Here is a 25383-nt window from a genome sequence, read left to right as displayed (position 1 = left end):
GGGAGGACCGCGCTGCAGGCCCCATCCTGGGGCCCAGCGCTTGACGGGCATCCATGCCCGTCACCTCCCTCCGCAAGGCCTGCGTTCGGCCTCCTGAAGTCGCGAAGATCAAGATCAAGATCAAGAGCAAGAGCAAGAGCAAGAGCAAGAGCAAGAGCAAGAGCAAGAGCAAGAGCAAGAGCAAGAGCAAGAGCCGGGGCTCGGCTTTGGGTTACTTCACTTTGCATGCACCGTAATCGCCACCAACCGCACAACCACCGGCCTGACCATCAGCACACAAACAAACGCCACAGGCATCGCCAGTTGATAGGCCTTCAGCACATTGCTCAGGTACTGCGCAGTAACCCCGGCATTCGCCGCAGTGATCACGAAGCACATCAGTAGCGCCATGATCGACGACATGAAAAAGGCAAAAACGTAAGGCGTAGCACCCGGGTGCAATTTGCGTCGGCTGCGCGACTGGGACAGGTTGCTCATGTGAACTCCTGAAAGGTGAGTGGAGCCGCAGGTTAGCAACCCGCCCGGCCGCAGCTGTAGACCAGCTTTACTGAGTTCTTTATAAAGAGATTCTTACGAATCCGAGAGCTCACGCATGGACCTGCTCAACGCCATCCGCAGCTTCATCAAAGTGGTGGAGGCCGGCAGCATCGCCGGCGGCGCCCGTAGCCTGGGCCTTAGCCCGGCAGCGGTCAGCCAGAACCTGGCACGCCTGGAGGGCCATCTGCAGGTGCGCCTGCTCAGTCGTACCACCCGCAGCATGGCACTAACGCCGGCGGGTACGCAGTATTACGAGCGTGTCAGGCATATCGAACGTGACCTGGCTCTGGCCGAGCAGGCCGTCACTACGCCAGACAGTGAACCCCAAGGGCGTCTTTGCATTGCCTCGACGTCCGCTTTTGGCCGCCACGTGCTGGCGCCACTCATCCCCGCATTCAGTCGCCGCTATCCGCTGCTTTCGATAGAGTTGGTAACGACTGATCGGCGGGTAAACCACGCCCGTGAAGACGTCGATGTGAGCCTGCGCATTGCCCCGCAACTGGAAGACCAGCTGTTGGCTCGGCACATAGCCCGTATCCCGTTCATTTGCTGCGCCTCGCCCGGTTATTTGCAAAGCGCTGGGGTGCCGGGTTCGCCCGAGGCATTGCGCGATCACCGCTGCCTTGTGTTCCGCTACCCGGTGGATGGGCGGTTTTTACGCTGGGGCTTTATGCGCGACGGGCTGCGTTTTGAAGCGGAGTTCGGCAGCGTGCTGATCAGCGACGACATCGACGCACTGACTCAGATGGCGCTGCACGATGGCGGCATCACCCGCCTGGCTGAGTTCATTGTGCGACCGCATCTGGCCAGCGGTGCACTGGTACCGTTGTTCGAGTACAGCGACAGTGGCCAAGCCTACGCCCAGACTGAACCGATGGATATCTACCTGTGCCTGGCCGACCGTTTTGCCATGACCGCGAAAGTGCGTGTGTTCACGGATTATCTGCGCGAGTGCCTGGGGGACAGTTGGCAGGTACAGGCATGAAAAAACCGCCACGAGGGCGGTTTTTCAGAGGGTACGTACGGATCAGAAGCGGTAGGTGAGGGAGGCACCGATACCGTGAGCGCTGTTCTCGTACTTGGCCTGGTAGCTGCCTTTGGTTGCGCTCACCTGATTGACCTTGGTGTCTTCCTCCCACAGGTAGGAATAGGCCACGTCGATGGTCATGTCGTCGTTTGGGCTCCAGCCGGCACCCAGGCTGAACACCTTGCGGTCGCCAGTCGGGATACGTGGCGAACGGTCGTGGTTGTTGGTCGGCGATTGGTCGACGGTGAAGCCAGTGCGCAGCACCCACTCCTTGTTGACCTTGTACGACGCACCAATGGCGTGGGCCCAGGTGTCATGCCAGTTCTGTTCTTCGGTGATGGTCTGGAACGCCGAACCTGCCAGTGGCGCCGGGACATCGTTCTGCACGGTGATGTCTTTCAGGCGGCTCCAGCGGGTCCAGGTGCTGCCTGCATACAGGGTCCACTGATCGTCCAGTTCATGGGTCACCGAGAGGTCGACCGATTCCGGCGTCTTGATCTTCAGCGTTGCGTCGAACTTGCTGCCGTTGAACGGCCCAATCAGCGGGGTGCTGACGCGGGTCTTGCCCTCGAGCTTGTAGTCGACCATCGAGTGGTAGGTGAGGCCGACGCGGGTACGGTCGGTGGCCTGCACCAGGATGCCGATGTTGTAGCCAACGGCGGTATCGTCACCCTTGATTTTCACTTCGCCGTCATTACGGCCCGGCGTGAACGGGTTGATCAGGCTCGAGCCCAGTTCCCCTTCGATGCGGTTGATGGTCGGGCCAAAACCGATCGAGACCTTGTCGTTGAAGGCATAGCTGACCGTCGGCTGGAACGTGACAACCTGTACGTGGCTCTTTTTGCCCCAGTAGCGCGCGGCATCATCGCTGCCATAGTCGGTTACCAGGCCGAACGGTACGTAGACACCGAAGCCGACGCTCCAGTGGTCGTCGATCGGCTTGACGTAGTAACCCATGGGTACGCCAACGAAAGGCACCATGTCACCATCGGTTTCCCCCCCGAGGTTGCTGCCACGGCCCGAGATATCGGACTTGGCGATAACGGCGGCGGCGCCCACGGTAGCCTGTTCGCGTTTGAGGCGGGACATGCCGGCCGGGTTGCCAAACACGGTGCTGGCATCATCGGCAGAAGAAGAACGTCCCGCGAAACCTGTCCCCATGCTGCTGATGCTCTGTTCGTTGAGCGCGAAGCCGCTGGCGAGCAGTTGGCTGGAAGCAATTGCAACCGCTACGCCGAGGGAGGTTTTGAGCATTACTTTTTTCATTATTAGAAAACTCCTTGGGATCTCCGGGGCGAAAAGCTACCAACAAATCACGCGCTGCGCTATAGCGGCAATCGCTGAAGATAGAGCGCTTTTGTAGGACAATCCGACCAAAATTCCCTTTTTTCCGGTAATGTTGTAGGACGCTTCTTAAGATGCTTGTGGCAATTTCTGATCTATGCAGGTGTGCCAGGCATGGGTGAAGTCGCGCAAGCGACCTTGGGGATGGAAAATCTGCCGCCAGATCCGCGCCAGCGCTAACAGGTCGTCAGCTGCGGGCAGTGGCGTGCCCTGCTCTTCGACCAGCATCCAGGCAATTGCAGTGGAATAGCGCAGGTTGACGGTGAGTTCCAGATGCGGACCGCCCAGGAAGGCGTGCTGGCTGGCCAGGCCGCGTACAAGGCTGGCCAGGTCGGGGTCGCGGGCCAGATATTCGTCCCAGAGTGCCCGGTGACGGTGTTCGCCAATGCGGTAAAGGCCGTGCCCGCGCCGGTCATGCAAAGCTGACCCGAGTGCCGACTGGCTGGCGGCTATGCCCAGCAACAAGGCTTCGGCGCTGGCGCAGTGACGGTTCAGGTAGACCAGGGTGGGTCGGATCACATACTGACACAATTCATTCGCCGCAATACCCATGATGCCCTCGAGCAATTAAGGGCCGGACGGGCGCTGGAGCTTGGCAGCTGGTGAAAGATCAGGCCCGCCGGAAGCGGTAAGCACCGCTCGAGTTGAAGTGTAGTGTGATAATCGTGGTGTAAAGAGCTGTTTTTAAATCGATTGCTGCCTGACGTCCCGGGCTATATGCCCTGAGGCAATTACGCCAAGAACGTTCAGGCAGGCTTACAACAGGCCGATTCAGCGCTTGAATACCACGGTATTCGCCGCTCACGCGGTGAGCGATTGACGAGTCCGGGCGATGACCGCCTGCAGCGGTTCGTTCCGGCTGTACTGTTCAGGGTACAGGCGCTCGGTGTGGCAGGCGACGCCGTGTTCGTCTACCAAGGTAAAGCTGAAGCTGCCCTTGCGTGGGGCAACGATAAGGCACTTCAACGGCGAGAAGGCCTGGGAGAGGGTGCCAATGGCAGCCTGAATCTGATGATGAGTTTGCATAATTGTTGGAGGTTCCTGCTTTAAACACGGGGGATATGATCCGTGCATGATAGAAACGTTCCAGTGACGCCATTATTAAGGGACGAACGAACCTGACTGGAACAGGGCAGCCAGAGGGAGCGCAATCAAATGTGGGCGCTTGGGCTGACTGGTAGGTACTTCGGAAGGCAGGCAGCACTCCGGGGCCAAGGTTCTAGGCCGTCGGGTGGAATCCTGATCAATCTGTCACGTGATTCGTGCTTGAGCAGCCTGAGGCTGGCGAAGTGAATCATCGAATGGGCCGTCCTGGTTTCAGCAGCGCACTCTTGGGGGGAGTGGGTCTGCAAGGACGATGTGGCCCGAATTGACTTTCAGCTTGGTACTAACGAGGGGCACCTTACTGGAAAGATTGGCGCTTGGCAAGCCCTACGTTTGTTCAGGTGAGCCGCGCAGTATGGCGCGTAATCGCATTGCTGTGAAGAGGGGCAAACGGCCCGTATCCAGGCTGATGTGCCCATTTCGTGCACGACAATGACGATTAATGGTGCACTTGTTCACATTCGGGTCAGCGGTTGTAACAAGCCGGCAACACGCCTCAACAGCCTCGCCAATGCCTTGACTGGGCGGTTAAGTCAATGAAAAAAAACACTATTTTTAGCTGGTGAAAAAATCGTCAGTTTGAGACAAAGCCCCAATTTACGGGGCTTTGCGGGGTGTGCAAGGGGGTTGTCCACCGAGTTATCCACAGGAACTGTGGATTGTCCCGGGCGCTTGCTCTAGAACGGGCGTGCCAGCATTGCAATCAACTGTCCGACAATCGACATGCCCCGACAGACCAGTTGGTCATCGACTGGAAAACGTCAAGAAAAGATCATTGAAATTTTTTTTCAATCCTTCAGAAATCGACAGGTCATGGCGGAAAAAAAAGAGTAGAGTGGCGCGCCTTTCGAGTTACCAAACCTGTTGCTCATGAAGTTTCGCGGTAAACACCTCACCAGCCCCGCTGCATCGACGCCTCTTCCCGAACGCTTTTCCTTGAAAGTGGCCTTGTGGCTGCTCGACAGCCCGCGCCTGGGCGACAAGCCGCAGGTCAAACACCTGGCCGGGCGGCTGCTGAAACAGCCGGCGCGTCAGGGCGTGGTGGTGGCACAGAGCCGTTTGGGGCAGATGCTGTGCCGCGATTGCGGCAATGCCCGCGACCGGCGTATTGGCCATGAACTGCTGCGCCAGGCTGCCCGCGCCGGTGATCGGCGAGCACAGCTGGAGTATGCGCGGCTGTGCCAGAACAACGCACCGGACCAGGCGAAGTAATGCTCCGACAAGCCCCGGGCTGATAAGCTGCACTCAATTTGCAACAGCGTGATCGGGGTAAGCATGACAGTGGATCTGGGCAGCATTCTGCTGGGCTTGGTGGCAGGTGCTTTACCTTGCCTGGTGTGGGTCATGCAGGTGCAGCGCCGCCAGGGTGCACGGCAAAGCGAGCAGGCCTTGCTCGAAGAGCGCTTCAACGCAGCACAATTGACCCTGGCTGGCCTGCAGGCCCAGCTGGAGGCCAGCCGCGACGAAGTCAGCGACCTCAGCGAAGCCAATACCGTCAAGCAGGCTCAGATGGCCGCCCAAGGCCGCGAACTGGAGTTGCTGCAGATTGACCGCGACAACGCCCGTGACGCGGCCCACGCCTGGAGCCTGGAGCGCGCCAACCGTGAAGCCGAGTTGCGGCGCCTGGAGGCGCAGGCAGCGCGTCTGGAGGCCGAACTGCGTGAGCAGCAGGAAAGCCATCAGCAGCGCCTGGAAGACCTGCAGGAAGCCCGCGACACCCTGCGCGCCCAGTTTGCCGACATGGCCACCAAAATCTTCGACGAGCGCGAGCAACGCTTCGCCCAGACCAGCCAGCAGCATCTGGGCCAGTTGCTCGACCCGCTCAAGGAGCGCATCCAGTCTTTTGAAAAACGCGTGGAAGAAAGCTATCAGCAGGAAGCCCGCGAACGTTTTTCCCTGGGCAAAGAGCTTGAGCGCCTGCAACAGCTCAACCTGCGCCTGTCCGACGAAGCCACCAACCTGACCCAGGCTCTGAAAGGCCAGAAAACCCAAGGCAACTGGGGCGAGCTGATCCTTGAGCGGGTGCTGGAGCATGCCGGCCTGGAAAAAGGCCGTGAATACCAGACCCAGGTCAGCCTCAAGAGCGCCGACGGCGAGCGTTTCCAGCCCGATGTGCTGATCATGTTACCCGGCGACAAACAGGTGGTGGTGGATGCCAAGGTCAGCCTCACGGCGTACCAGCAGTTTGTCGCCAGCAATGATGAGGCCGCGCTTAAGCAGCATGTCCAGTCGCTGCGCAGCCACGTCAAAGGTTTGTCGAGCAAGGACTACAACCGCCTCGAAGGCCTGCACAGCCTGGATTTCGTGCTGCTGTTCGTGCCCATCGAGGCGGCCTTCTCTGCGGCCTTGCAGGCCGAGCCGAACCTGTTCCAGGAAGCCTTCGACCGGCATATCGTGATTGTCAGCCCCACCACCCTGCTGGCTACCCTGCGGGTGATCGACAGCCTGTGGAAACAGGAGCGACAGGGCCAGAATGCCCGGGAAATTGCCGAGCGCGCCGGCTGGCTGTACGACAAGTTCGTGCTGTTCATCCAGGACCTGGATGAGCTGGGCAGCCGGCTGCAGCAGGTGGACAAGGCCTATGCGGCGGCCCGTAACAAACTGTGCGAGGGGCGCGGCAACCTGGTCAGCCGCAGCGAACAGCTGAAGCTGCTGGGCGCCCGCGCCAGCAAGAGCCTGCCGGCAGACTTGCTGGAGCGGGCGCTGTCCGATGAGGTGCCGGATGCAGCGGTTACTGAACCTGGCTCAGATGGCGGTTGAGCATGGCGCGCAGGGCCGCCGGCTTGACCGGTTTGGCCAGGTAATCCAGGCCTGAGGCATGCACCATGGCGATGGTTTCCTTGCTGCCGTCGGCGCTGATCACTACGCCTGGTACCGGCTCGCCCAGGCGCGCACGTAGCCAGCCCATCAGCCCGGTACCGGTCTCGCCGTCATCCAGGTGGTAGTCCACCAGCGCCAGATGGGGGCGCATGCCCTTGGCCAGCAGGGCTTCGCATTCGGCCTGGTTGCGCGCGGTCCATACCTGGCAGCCCCAGCGGCTGAGCAGGCTGTTCATGCCAATCAGGATGCTGTCTTCGTTGTCCACGCACAGCACTTGCAGCCCCGCCAGTGGCTGGCCGCCCTGTTGTTCTGCGGGGGCGCTTGGCGCCGGAGCGGCCTGGCGGGCAATCGGCACGCTGACGCGGAACACCGTGCCCTTGCCCGGCCACGAGCGCACTTGCAGCGGGTGCCCCAGCACCCGGCACAGGCCGTCGGCAATCGCCAGGCCCAGGCCCAGGCCTTTTTCGGCGCGTGTCTGGTGGCTGTCCAGGCGCTTGAACTCCTGGAAGATCACTTGCAGCTTGTCGTCGGCGATGCCCGGGCCACGGTCCCACACCTCCAGCCACAGCCGCTCGCCCTGGCGGCGCGCGCCCAGCAGGATCGGGCTCTTGCCGTAGCGCAGGGCATTGGTAAGGAAGTTCTGCAGTACCCGACGCAACAGCTTCATGTCGCTGTCTACCCGCAGCCGGCTGCCACGCAGGCGGAACTCCAGGCCTTTCTCGGCCGCCAGTACCTTGAACTCGGCACCCAGCGTGTCGAACAGTTCGTTGAGGGCGAAGGGCTTGGCGTCAGGGGTGATCTTGCCGTTTTCAAGGCGCGAGATGTCCAGCAGGTCGCTGATCAGCTCTTCGGCCGAGCGCAGCGAACTGTCCATGTGCTGTACCAATTGCTGGGCCTCTTCGTTCATGCCCTCGGCCTGCTGCGACAAGGCGGCGGAGAACAGCCGAGCGGCGTTCAGGGGTTGCATCAGGTCATGGCTGACCGCCGCCAGGAAACGGGTCTTGGACTTGCTTACCGCTTCGGCCTGGCTCTTGGCTTCGGACAACGCCTGGTTCAGTTGCGACAGTTCGTGGGTGCGCTCGGCCACCCGTTGTTCCAGGCCTTCGTTGGCATCGCGCAGGGCCTGCTCGGCCTCACGGAACGGGGTGATGTCGGTGAAACTCATGACGAAGCCGCCCCCCGGCATCGGGTTACCGATCAGCTCGATCACCCGGCCATTGGGGAACAGCCGTTCGGAAGAATGCGCGCGGCCTTGGCGCATCCAGTGCAGGCGCCGCGCCACATGCACCTGTGCTTCGCCCGGGCCGCACAGGCCACGCTCGGCGTTGTAGCGGATGATGTCGGCAATCGGCCGGCCCACGCTGATCAGCCCGTCGGGGTAGTTGAACAGCTCCAGGTAGCGACGGTTCCAGGCCACCAGGTGCAGGTTCTGGTCGACCACGCTGATGCCCTGGTTGATGTTTTCGATGGCGCCCTGCAGCAACGCGCGGTTGAACTGCAGTACCTCGCTGGCTTCGTCGGCGATGCGTACCACGTCTTCCAGCTGCATGTCGCGGCCTTCGATGGCCGCCTTGACCACGGCGCGGGTCGACGAGGTTCCCAGCACCCCGGCCAGTAGGCGCTCGGTGTGCTCGATCCAGTCGCCGTCGGCATTCTGGTTGGGGTTGAAGCCCTTGCCCTGGCGGTAGGCGAAGCGGATGAAGCTCTGCCGGGCGCGCTCCTCGCCAACAAAACGCGACGCCAGGGTCAGCAGGTCGTCGATCTGCACCGCCAGCAATGGCTTGCTGCTGGGGCGGGCGCTGGTCTGCTGGCCGATGAAGCGGCCGGCTTGCCAGTGTTCGGAAACCCGTGTACGCGACAGTACCGAGACCCAGGCGAACAGGGTGAAGTTGCCCGCCAGGGAAAGCACCACCCCTTGTGTCAGCGGGCTTATTGGCAGGCCCAGTGGGTTGCCATGCAGCCAGGCCAGCCCCGGGAACAGCTGCAGCGGCCAGCCCAGGCTATGCGCGGCAATCGGCAGCACCAAGGTGTAGAACCACAGGAAGATGCCTGCCGCGAGGCCGGCGAACACGCCGCGGCGGTTGGCCTGCTTCCAGTACAGCGCGCCGAGCATGGCCGGGGTGAGCTGGGTGACGGCGGCAAAGGCGATCTGGCCGATGGTCGCCAGGCTGGCGGTAGAGCCCAGCAGGCGATAGCTGACGTAGGCCAGCAGCAGGATCACCACAATGGTTACCCGGCGCACCGAGAGCATCCAGTGGCGGAAGGCCTCGAACGGCCGCTCGGCGTTGTTGCGGCGCAGCAGCCAGGGCAGCAACATGTCGTTGGAGACCATGGTCGACAGCGCCACCGCCTCGACGATGACCATGCCGGTGGCTGCCGAAGCGCCGCCAATGAACGCCAGCAGGGCCAGGCTCGGGTGCGCCTCGGCCAACGGCAGGCTGATGACGAACGAGTCGGAAATCACCGTGCCCGGCAGCAGCATCTGCCCGGCCAGGGCAATCGGCACCACGAACAGCGCGGCCAGCGCCAGGTACATCGGAAACACCCAGCGCGCCAGGCGCATGTCCTGGGGTTCGATGTTCTCTACCACGGTGACGTGGAACTGCCGGGGCAGGCAGATGATCGCCATCATCGCCACCGCGGTTTGCACCACCATCGACGGCCAGTTGACGGTTTCTTGCCAATAGGCCTGCAAGTGGATCGACTGGCGTGCCTGGCTGAACAGGTCGTCGAAGCCGTCATACAGGTTGAACACCACGAAAATGCCCACGGCCAGGAAGGCCAGCAACTTGATCAGCGATTCGAAGGCAATCGCCAGCACCATGCCACGGTGGTGTTCGGTCACGTCCAGGCTGCGGGTGCCGAACACGATGGCGAACAGTGCCAGCACCAGGGACACCACCAGCGCGGTGTCCTGCACGCGGGTGCCGGTGGCGTCCGCGTTGGCCCCGATCAGCAGGTTGACCCCCAGCACGATGCCTTTGAGCTGCAGGGCAATGTACGGCAACACGCCGACCAGGCAGATCAGCGCCACCACCACCGCCAGGGTTTGCGACTTGCCATAGCGTGCGGCGATGAAGTCGGCGATTGAGGTAATGTTCTGCTGTTTGCTGATCAGCACCATCTTCTGCAGCACCCAGGGCGCGAAGATCAGCAGCAGCACCGGGCCCAGGTAGATCGGCAGGAATGCCCAAAGCTGTTCGGCGGCCTGGCCGACGGCGCCGAAGAAGGTCCAGCTGGTGCAGTAAACGGCCAGCGACAAACTGTACACCCAGGCACGCAGCTTCGGCGGCAACGGCGTGCTGCGGCGGTCGCCGTAAAAGGCGATGGCGAACATGACGGCCATATAGGCCAGGGCGACCACGGCGATCAGCCCGCTGGACAACGACATGAAAACTCCGAAGCAAAAAAGATAACGCGGTCCCGATCAACCAGTCTGGCACGCAGGTGCAGCTTCGTCAGCGCAGACCATGGTTGTAGGCGAGAGCTTGCTCGCGATTGATCTGAAACAAAACATCATTTTTTTCGGGTGCCCAACCCGTAAAACACCCCCGCCAGCAACACCGACAACACCAGCAGGTAGAAAATTGCCCCCGGCCAAAGGTGCACCAGGGCAAACCCCACCATCACCGGCCCCAGCGCCGCCCCGAGGTTGGACAGGTTCTGCGCGCCGTAATACACCCCGCGCAAGTGCTCCGGCGCGATCAGGTCGATGAACATGTATTCGGCAGGGATCACGATGATCTCGCCCAGGGTGAACACCAGCATCGCCAGGCACCACGCCAGCACCGAGCCTGCCAGCGAAAAGCCCAGCAGCCCGGCGATGAACAGGGCCATGCCGGCCAGCAACCAGGGCATCAGGTGCTGGCGGCTGATGCGCCGGCCAATCAGGTACTGCAGGGCAATCACCGTCACTGCGTTGGTGGTGACCAGGTAGCCGACCAGCCGCGCCGCCTCCGTCGGGCTGCTGGTGACCACCAGGTACTGCGACAGGTAGGCGGTGAATTGGCCGAACACCACCGCGCTGAGCACCCCGCCCAAGGTGAAATACACCAGCCGGCGGTCACGCGCCAGCCCCAGCGCCACCTGGCCGAAGCCGGCCGCAGGCTTGTCCGGTGCGCTCGCCTGCAGGTCACGGTCGCCAAGGCGCCAGTAGGCCAGGCACATGCCCAGGCCTAGCAGGGCCGAGGCGATGAACGGCATGTGGTCGTCCAGTTCCAGCATGGCGACCCCCAGCAGCGGGCCGGCGGCGTAGCCGACGTTGCTGAGGGTGTACTTGATGGCGAACACCTCGGCCCGCGCTTCCACTGGCAGCAAGGCACAGAAGCCTGCCTTGGCGGCGATGTCGACCACTGCAAGCGCCAGGTTGATCAGCACCAGGCACAAAAAGAACAATAGCGCCGATTCACTGACGACCGCGGCGACGAAGGCCAGGGCGAACAGCAGGGTGCTGGCGCTGACCAGCGTGTGGTTGCGCACGGTGTCGACCAGGTGGCCACCATACAGGCTCAGCAGCGAGGCGATGATCAGCGCGCCACCGATCAGCAGGCCGATCTGGCTGATCTGCAGCTGGAAGTTGTCGGCCAGGTACACCACCAGGTAGGGCAGGGTGAGGGCGCGGGCGACAGTGAGGGTGAACGTGGTCAGCAGCAGCAGGCGTACGGTGTGCGGGTAGCGTTTCAGGGCAGCTAGCATTACCACGTCCTTGTTGTTCTGGTTTGCCGGGCACAAGCATAAGCCACATGTGGCCTCGGCAGGAGTGCCCCGGCTGCTTCTGCAAAAAGCGTGTAGGCTTGCCAGCCAAGGCATTTGCCATGCAGATTTGTGGCCTGACGTGCCCGGCGCGCCTCCAATTGAAAAGCCCTCAGGACCAAGGACGATGAGTCACTCCTCGCAATTCACCTTGCTCGGCAAGCGGCGCTTCCTGCCGTTTTTCATCACCCAGTCGCTGGGTGCCTTCAACGACAACCTGTTCAAACAATCGCTGATCCTCGCGATCCTGTTCAAGCTCAGCCTTGGTGACGGTGACCGTTCGATCTGGGTCAACCTGTGCGCCTTGCTGTTCATTCTGCCGTTCTTTCTGTTCTCGGCGCTGGGCGGGCAGTTTGGTGAGAAGTTCGCCAAGGACGCGCTTATCCGTGCGATCAAGCTGGCCGAGATCGTCATCATGGCAATCGGTGCGCTCGGTTTCATCACCAACCACCTGGCGCTGATGCTGGTGGCGCTGTTCGGCATGGGAACCCACTCGGCGCTGTTCGGCCCGGTGAAGTACTCGATCCTGCCGCAGGCCCTGCGCGAGCAGGAGTTGGTCGGCGGCAACGGGCTGGTGGAAACCGGCACGTTCCTCGCCATCCTTGCCGGCACCATCGGTGCCGGGGTCATGATGTCGGCCGACAGCTATGCCACGGTAGTGGCCGGCGGTGTGGTCGGCACTGCGGTGCTCGGCTACCTGGCCAGCCGCTGGATCCCGCGGGCCGCTGCCGCCTCGCCGAACATGGCGCTGGACTGGAACATCTTCAGGCAGTCGTGGGCAATTCTGCGCATGGGCCTGGGGCAGCCGCCCGCTGTGTCGCGCTCGATCGTGGGTAACTCGTGGTTCTGGTTTGTCGGGGCCATCTACCTCACGCAGATCCCGGCCTATGCCAAAGACTGGCTGCACGGCGATGGCACGGTGGTGACCTTGGTGCTGACGCTGTTCTCGGTGGGCATCGCCTTGGGTTCGTTGCTATGCGAACGGCTTAGCGGGCGCAAGGTGGAGATCGGCCTGGTGCCGTTCGGCTCGTTCGGCTTGACCCTGTTCGGCCTGCTTTGGTGGTGGCACTCCGGCGATGTGCCGGTTGCAGCGGCGCCGCACGACTGGCTGGCGCTGCTGGGCATGGGCCAGGCCTGGTGGATTCTGCTGTCGATCGTCGGCCTGGGCGTGTTCGGTGGCTTCTACATTGTGCCGCTGTATGCGCTGATTCAGGCCCGCACGGCCGAAGACCAGCGCGCCCGGGTGATTGCGGCCAACAACATCCTCAATGCCTTGTTCATGGTGGTGTCGGCGGTGCTTACCATCATCCTGATGGGGCTTGCCGAGCTGAGCATCCCGCAGCTGTTCCTGGTGGTGTCGCTGCTTAATATCGCGGTCAACGCCTACATCTTCAGGATCGTGCCCGAGTTCACCATGCGCTTCCTGATCTGGCTGCTCAGCCATTCGATGTACCGCGTGCAGCACCGCGACCTTGAGCGCATCCCCGACGAAGGCGCGGCGCTGCTGGTGTGCAACCACGTGTCGTTCGTTGATGCATTGCTGCTGGGCGGAGCAATCCGCCGGCCGATCCGCTTTGTGATGTATTACAAGATCTACAACCTGCCAGTGCTCAACTTCGTGTTCCGCACCGCAGGCGCCATCCCGATTGCCGGGCGCAGTGAAGACCCCGCCACCTACGAGCGGGCCTTCGCACGCATTGCCGGGTACCTGGCTGCTGGTGAGCTGGTGTGCATCTTCCCGGAGGGCAAGTTGACCGGCGATGGCGAGATCGATGTGTTCAAAGGCGGCGTCAAGCGCATCCTCGAAGAAACGCCGGTGCCGGTGATTCCGCTGGCTTTGCAGGGGTTGTGGGGCAGTTTCTTCAGCCGTGACCCGGCCAAAGGCTTTTTCAGGCGCCTGTGGTCGCGGGTAACCATTGTGGCGGGCGCTGCCATCCCGGTGGAGGCAGCGCAGCCTGAGCTGTTGCGCGAGCAGGTCAGCCGCCTGCGCGGTGACCTGCGCTAGCCAGGCAGGGTCAGCTGGCGCTGACTTTCAGGCCGACAAGGCCGCAGACGATCAGCGCCACACTGACCAGACGTACCAAGGCCATGGACTCGCCGAACAGGATGATCCCGGCGATGACAGTGCCGACTGCGCCAACACCGGTCCAGATGGCATAGGCGGTGCCCAGCGGCAGTTCTTTCATGGCCAGGCCGAGCAAGCCCAGGCTGATGACCATGGCGCCGACCGTGAGTACGGTGGGAATCGGTTTACTGAAGCCGTCCGTGTATTTCAGGCCCACGGCCCAGCCGACCTCGAACAGGCCGGCGAAGAACAGGATGATCCAGGACATGTGAGTGTCTCCATCGTTTAAATGATGGGGCCGTCCCCGGAATGGTCACGCGGTGCGTCGTGAGGCCGTCCTCACCGTGGGCACTATGGTGCACACCTGCAGGTTTCAGGGCAAGCCTGTGCCGGCCTCTTCGCGGGTAAACCCGCTCCCACAGGGACCGTATAGGTATCAAGCCTTGCGCAGCACCTGTGGGAGCGGGTGTACCCGCGAAGAGGCCCGCACAGGCAGACATCAATGCTTGGCCGGTTCGATCCCTTCAGCCTCAGTCTCAGGCTCATCCATGCGCCGGAACCAGGTCGACAACAACGCCCCGGAAATATTGTGCCAAACGCTGAACAAAGCACTCGGCACCGCCGCCAGTGGCGAAAAGTGCGCCGCCGCCAGTGCCGCCCCCAGCCCGGAGTTCTGCATGCCCACCTCCAGCGCCAGCGACTTGCGCTGGGCCAGCGGCAGTTTGCACAGCTTGCCGGTCAGGTACCCCAGCAAATAGCCGAAGCTGTTGTGCAGCATCACCACCGCCATGATCAGCAGCCCCGACTCGGCGATTTTCGCTTGGCTGGCAGCCACCACCGCGCACACGATCATCACAATGCTCACCACCGACACCAGCGGCAGTACCTGCACCGCCGCCTGAACCCGGGCACCGAGCAGGCGCTGGGCCAGCACGCCGAGCACGATCGGCAGCATCACCAACTGCAAGATCGACCAGAACATGTCCATGAAGGACACCGGCAACCAGGCCGACGCCAGGAACCAGATCAGCGCCGGGGTCAGCAGCGGTGCCAGCAGGGTGGTTACTGCCGCGATCGCTACTGCCAGCGCCAGGTCTCCGCGGGACAGCCACACCATCACGTTGGATGCCGTGCCGCTCGGGCAGCAGCCGACCAGGATCACGCCCACGGCAATTTCCGGCGGCAGGTGGAACAGCTGGCACAGCAGCCAGGCCATGCCGGGCATGATCACGAAGTGCGCGACGACCCCCAGCATCACCCGCCACGGCTGGCGGGCGAGGGCGGCGAAGTCGTCGAGCTTGAGGGTCAGCCCCATGCCGAACATCACCAGCCCCAGCAGCGGCACAATGGCGACCTTCAGGGCGATGAACCATTGCGGTTGCAGAAAGGCCAGCACGGCAAACACCAGCACCCACAGGGCGAAGGTATTGCCGACAAAGCGGCTTAAGGCGGCGAGGGCGCGCATGGGGCAATTCCTTTTCTTTTTATAGCACTATGAATCTTACTGGCCCCTTCGCGGGACAAGCCCGCTCCCACAGGTACATCACAGCCTTCAGGCATTGTGATGTACCTGTGGGAGCGGGCTTGTCCCGCGAAGGGGCCGATACTGGCTGAAGTTGTGCCTCAGGCCAGCACCAGTCCTTCAAACCACCTCAGACCCCTTGCGGAATTTCCTCCCCACCCAGCGCCTCGAACAGCGCCGGCAGGAATTCGGTAAAGGTCATCATCATCAGCAGGAAGCTGGCATCGAACTGCTGCGCCGCCTCATCACCACCGTCCTGCTCGGCCTGCTCCTGCAGCAGCTCTTCGAACTTCAGGCGCTTGATTACCATTTTATCGTCCAGAATGAACGACAGCTTGTCTTGCCAGGCTAGGGCCAGCTGGGTTACCACCTTGCCAGTGCTCAGGTGCAGCTGAATCTCCTCGCCGGTCAGGTCCTGGCGCTTGCAACGCACGATGCCGCCGTCTTCGGCGGTGTCACGCAGTTCGCACTCGTCCAGTACATAGAAGCCTTCGGCGGTTTGCTGCGTTTTTACCCAGTCGGTCATGGTGGCGGTTGGCGCAACCTTCACCGTGGCCGGGCGCACCGGCAGCGAGCCCATCACTTCACGCAGGGTGGACAGCAGGTCTTCGGCACGCTTGGCACTCGCCGAGTTGACCAGGATCACACCCAGACGCGGGGCGATGGCGGCGAAGATCATCGAGCGGCGGATGAACGCACGCGGCAGGAAGGCCTGGATGATTTCGTCCTTGATCTGGTCGCGTTCTTTTTTATAGACCTTGCGCATCTGCTCGGTCTCGATCTCTTCGACCTTTTCCTTGACCGCGTCGTTGACCACGCTGCCAGGCAGGATGCGTTCTTCCTTGCGGGCGGCAATCAGCAGGAACTCGCCGCTGACATGCACCAGAGGAGCGTCTTCGCCTTTGCCGAACGGCGCGACGAAACCATAGGTGGTCAGCTCCTGGCTGGCGCAGGGGCGGGCCGGCTTGCTGGCCAGTGCGGCTTCCAACGCTTCAGGCTCGAACGGGACTTCCTGGGTCAGGCGGTAGGTCAGCAGGTTCTTGAACCACATGAGGGGTAACTCTCCTTAATGCATAAGGCGGGCATTATTCTCCGAGCGGAGCTCTGAGGCCAACCCTGTCAGAGGGCCAGCAGTGGCTTATGCATAAAAGAAACAACCGGCAACGCTAGGTCTTTGAAAGGCATGAGGTTTTTTTTAAAAAAAGTTTAAAAAGTGCTTGCCAGGGTGCGGGGTCGTCCGTAGAATGCGCGCCACACCGAGACGAAGGGTGATTAGCTCAGCCGGGAGAGCATCTGCCTTACAAGCAGAGGGTCGGCGGTTCGATCCCGTCATCACCCACCACTCGATGTATAGCGCAGCGGTAGTTCAGTCGGTTAGAATACCGGCCTGTCACGCCGGGGGTCGCGGGTTCGAGTCCCGTCCGCTGCGCCATATTCCACTTCCAGGGCCCACTGAACACCCGGAAGTAACAGAGAAAGCGACCTGAGGGTCGCTTTTTTTGTGCCTGAATTCTGGTGTTGGCGCGAAGTTTGAAAAAACTTCGATAAGTGCTTGCCAGAGCGCAAAGTCGCCCGTAGAATGCGCGCCACACCGAGAGACATGGGTGATTAGCTCAGCCGGGAGAGCATCTGCCTTACAAGCAGAGGGTCGGCGGTTCGATCCCGTCATCACCCACCACTCGATGTATAGCGCAGCGGTAGTTCAGTCGGTTAGAATACCGGCCTGTCACGCCGGGGGTCGCGGGTTCGAGTCCCGTCCGCTGCGCCATATTCCACTTCCAGGGCCCACTGAACACCCGGAAGTAACAAAAAAAGCGACCTTAAGGTCGCTTTTTTTGTGTCTGCGATTTCAGCTACGGCGCTCATCTTCCCGTAAGGTCAGCACCTCAAACCCGTCCTCAGTCACCGCCACGGTATGCTCCCACTGCGCTGACAGGCTGTGGTCGCGGGTAATCACCGTCCAGCCATCCTTCAATGTGCGCGTTCCGCGTCCACCCTGGTTGATCATCGGCTCGATGGTGAACACCATCCCCGGTTTCAGCTTCATGCCCATGCCACGCTGGCCAACGTGCAGTACTTCAGGCCCTTCATGCATCTGCTGGCCGATACCATGCCCGCAATACTCGCGGACCACGCTGTAGCCCGCCGCCTCGGCATGGGCCTGGACGGCATGGCCGATATCGCCCAGCGTAGCCCCGGGGCGCACCTGCTCAATGCCCTTCCACAGCGCGTCATAGGTGGTGTCGACCAACCGCCGGGCTTCATCGCTGATCTTGCCGATGCTGTACATCTTCGACGAATCGGCTATATAGCCGCCCTGTTCGAGGGTGATGTCCACGTTGATGATCGAGCCTTCCTTCAATACTTCATCGACCTTGGGCATGCCGTGGCACACCACGTGGTCCACCGAGGTATTGAGCGAGTAGGGGAAACCGTACTGGCCCTTGCTCGCTGGCCGCGCCTTGAGCGTGTCGACGATGAACGCTTCGGCGCGGTCGTTGATCTGCATGGTGGTCACACCGGGGCCGATGAAGCGGTCGAGGTCGGCGAACACTTGGGCCAGCAGCTGGCCGGCGCGGCGCATCAGGTCGAGTTGGGCGGGGGATTTGAGGATCACCTGGGACATGGGGGGAGGGTAGTTGCTCATGCTGGAATTTGCCCCAGCATAGCGCCAGCGGGTATCGGCTTGCCACCGCATGGTGCACAGCCTGTGCCGGCCCTTTCGCGGGCACGCCCGCCCCACAGGTACGGCACGCCCCTCAGGCCTTGCGATAGCCCTGTGGGAGCGGGCGTGCCCGCGAAAGGGCCGGTATGGCTGGCCCATAAATTGCTGATCTCCCTTCATCCCGGGCTATCAACGTCGACAGCCCATAAAAACTCACGACAAAGGCGCCGTGTTGCCCCACTTGCTCAGCAAGGCGGGGCAGCCGGCGCCTTTTTGCGTTTTTCAACAGGAGCCCGCCCATGGCCAATAGCGAAGTACGCAGCGTCTGCCCCTATTGCGGCGTTGGCTGCGGCATCGTCATGAGCGTTGCCGATGGCAAAGTCGTCAAGGTCAGTGGCGACAAGCAGCACCCCAGCAACTTTGGCCGGCTGTGCACCAAAGGCCTGACCGCGCACCTGCCGCTGACGGCCGCCGGCCGCCTCGAAGACGCCTATGTGCGCCAGCAGCGCAGCCAGCAGCCGGCGCGCACTGGCATGGACCAGGCTATCGCCGACGCAGGCAAACGCCTGCGCGGCATCATTGACCAGCATGGCCCCGACGCTGTGGCGCTTTACGTGTCGGGGCAGATGTCGCTGGAAGCTCAATACCTGGCCAACAAGTTGGCCAAAGGCTTTATCCGTACCCGCCACATCGAGTCCAACTCGCGCCTGTGCATGGCCAGCGCCGGCAGTGGCTACAAGCTGTCGCTCGGCGCCGATGGCCCACCTGGCAGTTATCAGGACTTCGAGCACGCCGACGTGTTCCTGGTGATCGGCGCCAACATGGCCGACTGCCACCCGATCCTGTTCCTGCGCCTGCTCGACCGGGTCAAGGCCGGCGCCAGGCTGATCGTGGTCGACCCGCGGCGCAGCGCCACCGCCGACAAGGCCGACCTGTTCCTGCAGGTACGCCCCGGCACTGACATGGCCTTGCTCAACGGCCTGTTGCACCTGCTACACCGTAATGGCCACACCCACCGCGACTTCATTGCCCGCCACACCGAAGGCTGGGACGAACTGCCAGCCTTCCTCGATGACTACAGCCCGGAGCGCGTGGCGGCCATCACCGGGTTGGCCGTGGGCGACATCATCAAGGCCGCCGAATGGATCGGCAGTGCCAACGACTGGATGAGCTGCTGGACCATGGGCCTGAACCAAAGCATCCACGGTACCTGGCACACCAACGCCATCTGCAACCTGCACCTGGCCACGGGCGCCATCTGCCGCCCCGGTAGCGGGCCGTTCTCGCTGACCGGCCAGCCCAACGCCATGGGCGGCCGTGAAATGGGCTACATGGGGCCCGGCTTGCCAGGCCAGCGCTCGGCGTTGGTGGAGGGCGACCGCGCGTTTGTCGAGCAGCAGTGGCAACTGGCACCCGGCAGCCTGCGCAGTGAAGGCGGCGAGGGCACGGTGGCACTGTTCGAGCAGATGAACGCGGGTGAAGTGAAAGCGTGCTGGATCATCTGCAGCAACCCGGTGGCCAGCGTCGCCAACCGTCAGCAGGTGATCGATGGCCTGTGCCAGGCCGAGTTGGTGATTACCCAGGATGCCTTCCTCGACACCGAAACCAACCGCTACGCCGACATCGTGCTGCCGGCCGCGCTGTGGGCCGAAGGCGAGGGTGTAATGATAAACAGCGAACGCAACCTTACCCTGATGCCGCGCGCCGTCGAGCCGCCCGGGCAAAGCCTGCCCGACTGGCAGATCATCGCCCGGGTGGCCTGCGCCATGGGCTACGCCGAAGCCTTCGACTACCCCGATGCCGAAGCGGTGTATGAAGAAATCCGCCATTTCCATAACCCCGCAACGGGCTACGATCTGCGCGGCATCGGTTACGCCGAGCTGCGCCGGCAACCACACCAGTGGCCTTGTGCACCCGGCCATGGCAGCGACCGCAGCCCATTGCGCTACCTGAACGACGGCAGCAGCCAGGCGCTGCTGCACGATGCCCAGGGCGATCGCCCGGCGCTGGCCTTTCCTACCGCCAGTGGCAAGGCGCGTTTCTTCGCCAGGCCCTGGTTGCCGGCAGCAGAATTGCCGGATGACGACTACCCCATGGTGCTGAACACCGGCCGTGTGCAGCACCAGTGGCACACCCTGACCAAGACCGGCAAGGTGCCGGCGCTGAACAAGCTGGAGCCTGGCCCTTTCGTCGAGGTCCACCCCGACGACGCCGCACGCCTGGGCATAGCTGAAAAAGACCAGGTCGCCATCCGCTCGCGGCGCGGGCAAGCCGTGCTACCGGTGCGAATCAGCGACCGGGTGCTGCCAGGCAACTGCTTTGCGCCGTTTCACTGGAACGACCTGGTCGGTGAGCAACTGGCAATCAATGCCGTGACCTGCGATGCGGTCGATCCACTGTCGCTACAGCCGGCTTTCAAATACTGCGCCGTCGCCCTGCAGCGGGTCGCCGGCGAGCGTATCGACGCCCTTGAGCTGCACACTGCCATTCTGGAGCCAGTCCGCATGCCCACTGCCACCCTGTCCCGTCTGCTTGGCCTGGACACCCTGCCAGCCCCGGTGCTGGCAGAAGAAGAGCGCCATTACCTGCAGGGTTTCCTGCTGGGCCTGGAGCAGGCCCGCGCCGAGGGCGTGCCAAGCCTGCCGGCCAGTGCGCCACTGGCAGGCAACCGCCGGCTGTTTATCGACGGCTTGCTGGCCGGGCTGTTCGCTCAGCCGGCGGCGCTGCCCGTTGCAGCGTTGGTGGCCCCACCGCACCAAGTGTTGTGGGCCTCGCAGACCGGTAACGGCGAGCTGCTGGCCGAGCGTTGTGCCGAACACCTGCGCGGTGCCGGCTTTGATGTGCAGCTCAGTTGCATGGAGGCGGTCAGCCCAAGCCAACTGCAGGGCGCGGCCAGCGTGGTGCTGATCACCAGCACCTTTGGCGATGGTGACGCGCCCGACAGCGCGGCGGCATTCTGGCAGGCCTTGCAGGGCGAGGAGGGCGCCTGTTATGCCGAGCTGCCCTATGCCGTGCTGGCCTTGGGCGACTCCAGTTACGACCAGTTCTGCGGCTTTGGCCGCAAGCTTGACCAACGCCTGGCCGAACTGGGTGGGCGTCGCCTGCTGCAACGGGTGGACTGCGAGCCGGACTTTGACGCAGCGTTCGCGGGGTGGCTAGAAGCCTTGCTGCCCACGCTGGGCAGTGCCGCTGCACCGCAGCCGGCGAGCCACCCCGTACCCATGCCGGCCTACAGCAAACAGCAACCTTGGGCTGCCACCTTGCTGGAAAACCACCTGCTCAACGGCCCCGGTGCCAGCAAGGAAACTCGGCAACTGGTGTTCGACCTGAGCGGTAGCGGCTTCAGGTATGCCCCCGGCGATGCCCTGGGCGTGTGGCCGCGCAATTGCCCGGCCCTGGTCGACGAACTGCTGGCGCTGATGCAGCTCGATGGCCAGACGCTGGTCGAGCTCAAGGGCCAGCCTGCCATGCCCCTGGCCGCAGCCCTGCAAACGCACCTGGAGATCGCCAAGGTCACCGGTCAGCAACTGCAGGCCTTCGCTGGCAGTAGCCCGGACCTGCAGCGCCTGCTGCGGCCGGAGTGCAAGGCCGAGCTGCAGGACTGGCTGCGCGGCCGGCAGTTGGCCGATGTGCTGCGCGCCTTTCCCCAACAGCTGCCGCTGGCCGACTGGCTTGGCCTGCTCAAGCCCTTGCAGCCGCGTCTTTACTCGATCAGCTCCAGCCCGTTGGCCCATCCGGGCCAGGTTCACCTGACCGTCTCCACCGTGCGTTACGGCGAGCGCAAGGGGGTGTGTTCGGCCTTCCTCGCCGACCGTGCGCAAGCGTTGAAGGTGGCCATTTTCCCGCAGGTATCTAAGCACTTCCGGTTGCCCGAGGACGACAGCGTGCCGGTGATCATGGTTGGCCCAGGTACCGGCGTTGCACCGTTCCGGGCGTTTCTTGAAGAACGGGAGGCGCGGGGCGCAAAAGGGGGGAATTGGCTGTTCTTTGGTGAGCAGTACGCCGCTACCGACTTCTATTACCGCGAACAGTTGCAAGCTTGGGAGAAAGCAGGGCACTTGCGGCTCGACACGGCGTTCTCGCGGGATCAGGCGCATAAGGTCTATGTGCAGCAGCGCATGCTCGAACAGGGCGCCCAGCTGTGGCAGTGGTTGGAGGCGGGGGCGTATTTCTATGTGTGTGGCGATGCGCAGCGCATGGCCAAGGATGTAGATGCGGCGTTGCGCACGGTTGTGGCTGAGCATGGCGGGATGGATGAGGCGCAGACGGCTGCCTATGTCAAAGGGTTGAGCAAGGCCAAGCGTTATCGGCGGGATGTGTACTGAGTGCACCGGGATGGGCTGATGTGCACCCCGGTTGTGCATTTTGATCGCCTGTGGGGCCCCTTCGCAGCACAAGGCTGCTCCTACAGGGATCGCGTGCTCCTGTAGGAGCAGCCTTGTGCTGCGAAGAGGCCGGTACAGGCAAAGCAATTGGCACATTCCCTGCTTTAACTCCACTACAACAAGCCCCACTGATCAACGGCGATCAACCTGGGGGCACACCGTGATGAATACAGGCAAAGGCGCCTGGAGCTTCGGCTCCAGGCGCTTTTTTTTTGATCGAGGATCGGCTTATGAAGGCAACAGCGAGCAGCGGGCAACGAGAGCGACTGGTCATCGTCGGCAACGGCATGGTCGGCCACCATTGCGTCGAACAACTGGTCAGCCGCGGCGCCCTGCAGCGCTTCGAGGTGCGGGTGTTCGGCGAAGAGCGCCAACGTGCCTACGACCGTGTGCACCTTTCCGAGTACTTCGGCGGCAGCTGTGCCGAGACCCTGGCCCTGTGCGAACACGAGTTCTACCCCGCCAACGGCGTGCACTTGCACCTCGGTGAGGCCGTGCTGGAAATCGACCGTGAGCGCTGCGAGGTCGTCACCGCCGAGGGGCGCTATGGCTACGACCAACTGGTCCTTGCCACCGGCTCCTACCCGTTCGTGCCGCCGATCGAAGGCTCCAGTGGCTATGCCCGCCTGGTCTACCGTACCCTCGACGACCTCGATGGCATTCGCGCCGCAGCCGCTGGTGCCCGCCGTGGCGTGGTGGTCGGTGGTGGCCTGCTGGGCCTGGAGGCCGCCAATGCGCTCAAGTCGCTAGGCCTGGAAGCCCACGTGGTGGAATTTGCCCCACGGCTGATGCCGGTTCAGCTGGACGGCGAGGGCGGTGCCGCGCTCAAGGCACAGATCGAAGCGCTGGGCGTTGGCGTGCACCTGTCGCGCGCCACCCAGTCGATCAGCACCGGTGAAGCATTCCGCTACCGCATGAACTTCGACGGTGGCGAGCACCTGGAAACCGACCTGATCGTGTTCTCCGCCGGTATCCGCCCACAGGATGCCCTGGGCCGTGGCTGCGGCCTGGATATCGCTGTGCGCGGTGGCGTGGTAATCGACAACCACTGCCGCAGCAGCGACCCGCGCATCTTCGCCATTGGCGAGTGCGCGTCCTGGAACGGCAGCGTGTTCGGCCTGGTCGCCCCCGGCTACAGCATGGCGCGCAACCTGGCCGCATTACTGATGGGGGAGGCGGCGGTAGCGTTCACCGGCGCGGACATGTCGACCAAACTCAAGCTGCTGGGCGTGGATGTCGGCTCGATCGGCGATGCCCATGGCGCCACCGCCGGTTCACGCAGCTACCGCTTCATCGACGAAGCCAACAGCGCCTACCGCCGGCTGGTGGTGGACGCCAGCGGCAAGCACGTGCTCGGCGCGGTGCTGGTCGGCGACAACACGTATTACGACACCCTCTTGCAGTACGCCCAGAACGGTATTGCCCTGCCAGCCGACCCTGCAGCGCTGATCCTGCCCCAAGGCGGTGGTGCACCGGCCCTTGGCGCCGATGCGCTGCCCGATAGCGCAACCATCTGCTCGTGCCACAACGTCAGCAAGGGCGCGGTGTGCGCGGCCATCGACAGCGGCTGCAGCGACCTTGCTGCGGTCAAAGGCTGCACCAAGGCCGCCAGCGGCTGTGGTGGTTGCGCGGCCTTGCTCAAGCAAGTGTTCGAGCACGAGCTGACCGCCCGCGGCGTAGCGGTGGACAAAAGCCTGTGCGAGCATTTTACCTACACCCGTCAGGAACTGTACGGGCTGGTGCGGGTGGAGGGCATCCGCACCTACAGCGAGCTGCTCGAACGCCACGGCAAGGGCCACGTTGGCTGTGACATCTGCAAGCCGGCGGTGGGCAACATCCTCGCCTCGTGCTGGAACCAGCCGATCATGGACCCCGCGCTGGTGCCGTTGCAGGATACCAACGACACCTTCATGGCCAATATGCAGAAGAACGGCACCTACTCGGTAGTGCCGCGCATTCCCGGGGGTGAAATCACCCCCGACAAGCTCATCGTCATCGGCCAGGTGGCCAAAAAGTATGACCTGTACACCAAGATCACCGGCGGTCAGCGCATTGACCTGTTCGGTGCCCAGTTGCACGAACTGCCGCTGATCTGGGGCGAGCTGATCGACGCAGGCTTCGAAACCGGCCATGCCTACGGCAAGTCGACCCGCACGGTGAAATCCTGCGTGGGCAGCACCTGGTGCCGTTACGGCGTGCAGGACAGCGTTGCCATGGCCCTGCGCCTGGAAGACCGCTACAAGGGCCTGCGCAGCCCGCACAAGCTCAAGTTTGCAGTGTCGGGCTGCACCCGCGAATGCGCCGAGGCGCAGAGCAAGGACATCGGCGTGATCGCCACCGACAAGGGCTGGAACCTGTACGTGTGTGGCAACGGCGGTATGCGCCCACGGCATGCCGAACTGTTTGCCACCGACCTGGACGACGAAACCCTGGTGCGGCTGATCGACCGCGTGTTGATGTTTTACATCCGCACGGCCGACAAGCTGCAGCGCACCTCGGTGTGGCGCGAAAACCTGGATGGCGGGCTGGGCTACCTGAAGCAGGTGATCATCGACGACAGCCTGGGCCTGGCCAGCGAGCTGGAAGCGCAGATGCAGCATGTGGTCGACCAGTACGAGTGCGAATGGGCCAACGCGCTCAACGACCCGGAGAAGCTCAAGCGCTTTCGCACTTTCGTCAATGACCGGCGTGCCGACCCCGACGTGCACTTTGTGCGCGAACGCGAACAACGCCGGCCCGCTGCACCGCTGCACCTCATTGCTACTGTCGAGGAGGCTGTCTGATGAACCTGTCCAATGCTGCTGTGAAAACCCACGCGAACTGGCAAGCGGTGTGCCTGGCACAAGACCTGGTGCCCGACTCTGGGGTGGTAGTGTGGCTGGACGGGGCCCAAGTGGCGCTGTTCTACCTGCCGGGGCAGGCGCAGCCGCTGTATGCGGTGGACAACCGTGACCCGCGGTCCGGTGCCAACATCATCGGCCGCGGGCTGGTGGGCAGTGTGCAGGGCGAGCTGGTGGTCGCAGCGCCGTTGTACAAGCAGCATTTCAGCCTGCAGACCGGGGAGTGCCTGGAGGATGGCGGGCAGAGGTTGCGGGTGTGGCCGGTGCGCTTGAACGGTGAGGCTGTGGAGTTGGCGGTGGGCTGAGAGGTTGCGGGGGCTCG

Annotated in this window: 17 protein-coding genes, 4 tRNA genes and 1 pseudogene; 12 read left to right on the top strand and 10 right to left on the bottom strand. The window is 62.9% G+C overall.

Annotation, left to right across the window (positions count from 1 at the left end):
* Positions 1-53 precede the first annotated feature (53 nt).
* Positions 54-236: a hypothetical protein gene (locus tag AC07XM_RS24405; protein WP_172455954.1), complete on the top strand. Its 183-nt coding sequence runs from the start codon at positions 54-56 to the stop codon at positions 234-236.
* Here AC07XM_RS24405 and AC07XM_RS24400 read toward each other — a convergent pair.
* Entirely contained in the window at positions 217-477 is a 261-nt protein-coding gene (locus AC07XM_RS24400; RefSeq protein WP_016485290.1) for a DUF2798 domain-containing protein, read from the bottom strand. The genes AC07XM_RS24405 and AC07XM_RS24400 overlap by 20 nt on opposite strands.
* Before the next feature lie 115 nt (positions 478-592).
* On the opposite strand from AC07XM_RS24400, the gene AC07XM_RS24395 reads away from it, so the two are divergent.
* A complete protein-coding gene (locus AC07XM_RS24395) occupies positions 593-1522 on the top strand; it encodes a LysR family transcriptional regulator (protein WP_016485291.1) in 930 nt (309 codons plus the stop codon).
* Positions 1523-1564: 42 nt separating this feature from the next.
* On the opposite strand, the gene AC07XM_RS24390 is transcribed toward AC07XM_RS24395, so the two are convergent.
* From AC07XM_RS24390 to AC07XM_RS24380, 3 genes are all read right to left on the bottom strand, one after another.
* Complete coding sequence (locus tag AC07XM_RS24390; RefSeq protein WP_023048965.1) at positions 1565-2830, bottom strand: OmpP1/FadL family transporter; 1266 nt, start codon at positions 2828-2830, stop codon at positions 1565-1567.
* 147 nt (positions 2831-2977) lie between these two features.
* Positions 2978-3460, bottom strand: a complete 483-nt coding sequence (locus AC07XM_RS24385) for a hypothetical protein (RefSeq protein WP_016485293.1) — start codon at positions 3458-3460, stop codon at positions 2978-2980.
* A 249-nt stretch (positions 3461-3709) separates the two neighbouring features.
* Positions 3710-3934 carry a hypothetical protein gene (locus AC07XM_RS24380; RefSeq protein ID WP_009686213.1) on the bottom strand — a complete coding sequence of 75 codons (225 nt, stop codon included), beginning with the start codon at positions 3932-3934 and terminating at the stop codon, positions 3710-3712.
* A gap of 948 nt (positions 3935-4882) precedes the next feature.
* Between AC07XM_RS24380 and AC07XM_RS24375 the strand changes: the two are divergent.
* Positions 4883-5221: pseudogene (locus tag AC07XM_RS24375) on the top strand (sel1 repeat family protein); the annotation flags it as partial.
* Positions 5222-5401: 180 nt separating this feature from the next.
* A complete protein-coding gene (locus tag AC07XM_RS24370; protein ID WP_172455955.1) occupies positions 5402-6772 on the top strand; it encodes a DNA recombination protein RmuC in 1371 nt (456 codons plus the stop codon).
* On the opposite strand, the gene AC07XM_RS24365 is transcribed toward AC07XM_RS24370, so the two are convergent.
* Both AC07XM_RS24365 and AC07XM_RS24360 read right to left on the bottom strand, forming a co-directional pair.
* Positions 6744-10223, bottom strand: a complete 3480-nt coding sequence (locus AC07XM_RS24365) for a hybrid sensor histidine kinase/response regulator (protein ID WP_016485296.1) — start codon at positions 10221-10223, stop codon at positions 6744-6746. The two genes, AC07XM_RS24370 and AC07XM_RS24365, sit on opposite strands and share 29 nt — an antisense overlap.
* A gap of 125 nt (positions 10224-10348) precedes the next feature.
* Positions 10349-11527, bottom strand: a complete 1179-nt coding sequence (locus AC07XM_RS24360) for an MFS transporter (protein WP_095117048.1) — start codon at positions 11525-11527, stop codon at positions 10349-10351.
* Between the two features lie 184 nt (positions 11528-11711).
* Between AC07XM_RS24360 and AC07XM_RS24355 the strand changes: the two genes are divergently transcribed.
* Positions 11712-13589 (top strand): MFS transporter, encoded by a 1878-nt coding sequence (locus AC07XM_RS24355; protein WP_016485298.1) that lies wholly within the window; start codon positions 11712-11714, stop codon positions 13587-13589.
* A 10-nt stretch (positions 13590-13599) separates the two neighbouring features.
* Here the strand turns inward: AC07XM_RS24355 and sugE are convergent, their stop codons facing one another.
* From sugE to rdgC, 3 genes are all read right to left on the bottom strand, one after another.
* Positions 13600-13917, bottom strand: coding sequence for a quaternary ammonium compound efflux SMR transporter SugE (gene sugE, locus AC07XM_RS24350; protein WP_012270979.1), 318 nt, complete (start codon positions 13915-13917; stop codon positions 13600-13602).
* A 231-nt stretch (positions 13918-14148) separates the two neighbouring features.
* Complete coding sequence (locus tag AC07XM_RS24345; protein ID WP_016485299.1) at positions 14149-15114, bottom strand: bile acid:sodium symporter family protein; 966 nt, start codon at positions 15112-15114, stop codon at positions 14149-14151.
* 187 nt (positions 15115-15301) lie between these two features.
* Entirely contained in the window at positions 15302-16222 is a 921-nt protein-coding gene (rdgC, locus tag AC07XM_RS24340) for a recombination-associated protein RdgC (RefSeq protein WP_016485300.1), read from the bottom strand.
* A 215-nt stretch (positions 16223-16437) separates the two neighbouring features.
* On the opposite strand from rdgC, the gene AC07XM_RS24335 reads away from it, so the two are divergent.
* From AC07XM_RS24335 to AC07XM_RS24320, 4 genes are all read left to right on the top strand, one after another.
* A tRNA-Val gene (locus AC07XM_RS24335) sits at positions 16438-16513 on the top strand.
* Between the two features lie 13 nt (positions 16514-16526).
* A tRNA-Asp gene (locus tag AC07XM_RS24330) sits at positions 16527-16603 on the top strand.
* Positions 16604-16773: 170 nt separating this feature from the next.
* Positions 16774-16849: transfer RNA gene (locus AC07XM_RS24325), tRNA-Val, on the top strand.
* A 13-nt stretch (positions 16850-16862) separates the two neighbouring features.
* Positions 16863-16939, top strand: a tRNA-Asp gene (locus tag AC07XM_RS24320).
* 81 nt (positions 16940-17020) lie between these two features.
* Here AC07XM_RS24320 and map read toward each other — a convergent pair.
* On the bottom strand, positions 17021-17818 hold the full coding sequence (gene map / locus AC07XM_RS24315) for a type I methionyl aminopeptidase (protein WP_371919285.1): 798 nt from the start codon (positions 17816-17818) through the stop codon (positions 17021-17023).
* A gap of 317 nt (positions 17819-18135) precedes the next feature.
* Here map and AC07XM_RS24310 point away from each other — a divergent pair, with 317 nt between their 5' ends.
* From AC07XM_RS24310 to nirD, 3 genes are all read left to right on the top strand, one after another.
* The gene (locus AC07XM_RS24310) at positions 18136-22161 is read left to right on the top strand and encodes a bifunctional nitrate reductase/sulfite reductase flavoprotein subunit alpha (protein ID WP_102689982.1); all 4026 of its coding nucleotides are present in this window, start codon (positions 18136-18138) and stop codon (positions 22159-22161) included.
* Between the two features lie 290 nt (positions 22162-22451).
* Positions 22452-25004, top strand: coding sequence for a nitrite reductase large subunit NirB (nirB, locus tag AC07XM_RS24305; protein ID WP_102689981.1), 2553 nt, complete (start codon positions 22452-22454; stop codon positions 25002-25004).
* Complete coding sequence (gene nirD, locus AC07XM_RS24300; protein WP_016485304.1) at positions 25004-25366, top strand: nitrite reductase small subunit NirD; 363 nt, start codon at positions 25004-25006, stop codon at positions 25364-25366. Before nirB ends, nirD begins: the two co-directional genes overlap by 1 nt.
* Positions 25367-25383 lie beyond the last annotated feature (17 nt).

This window comes from Pseudomonas sp. GW460-LB5 (genome assembly GCF_059423245.1).
This window is presented reverse-complemented; position numbering and strand designations above follow the sequence as displayed.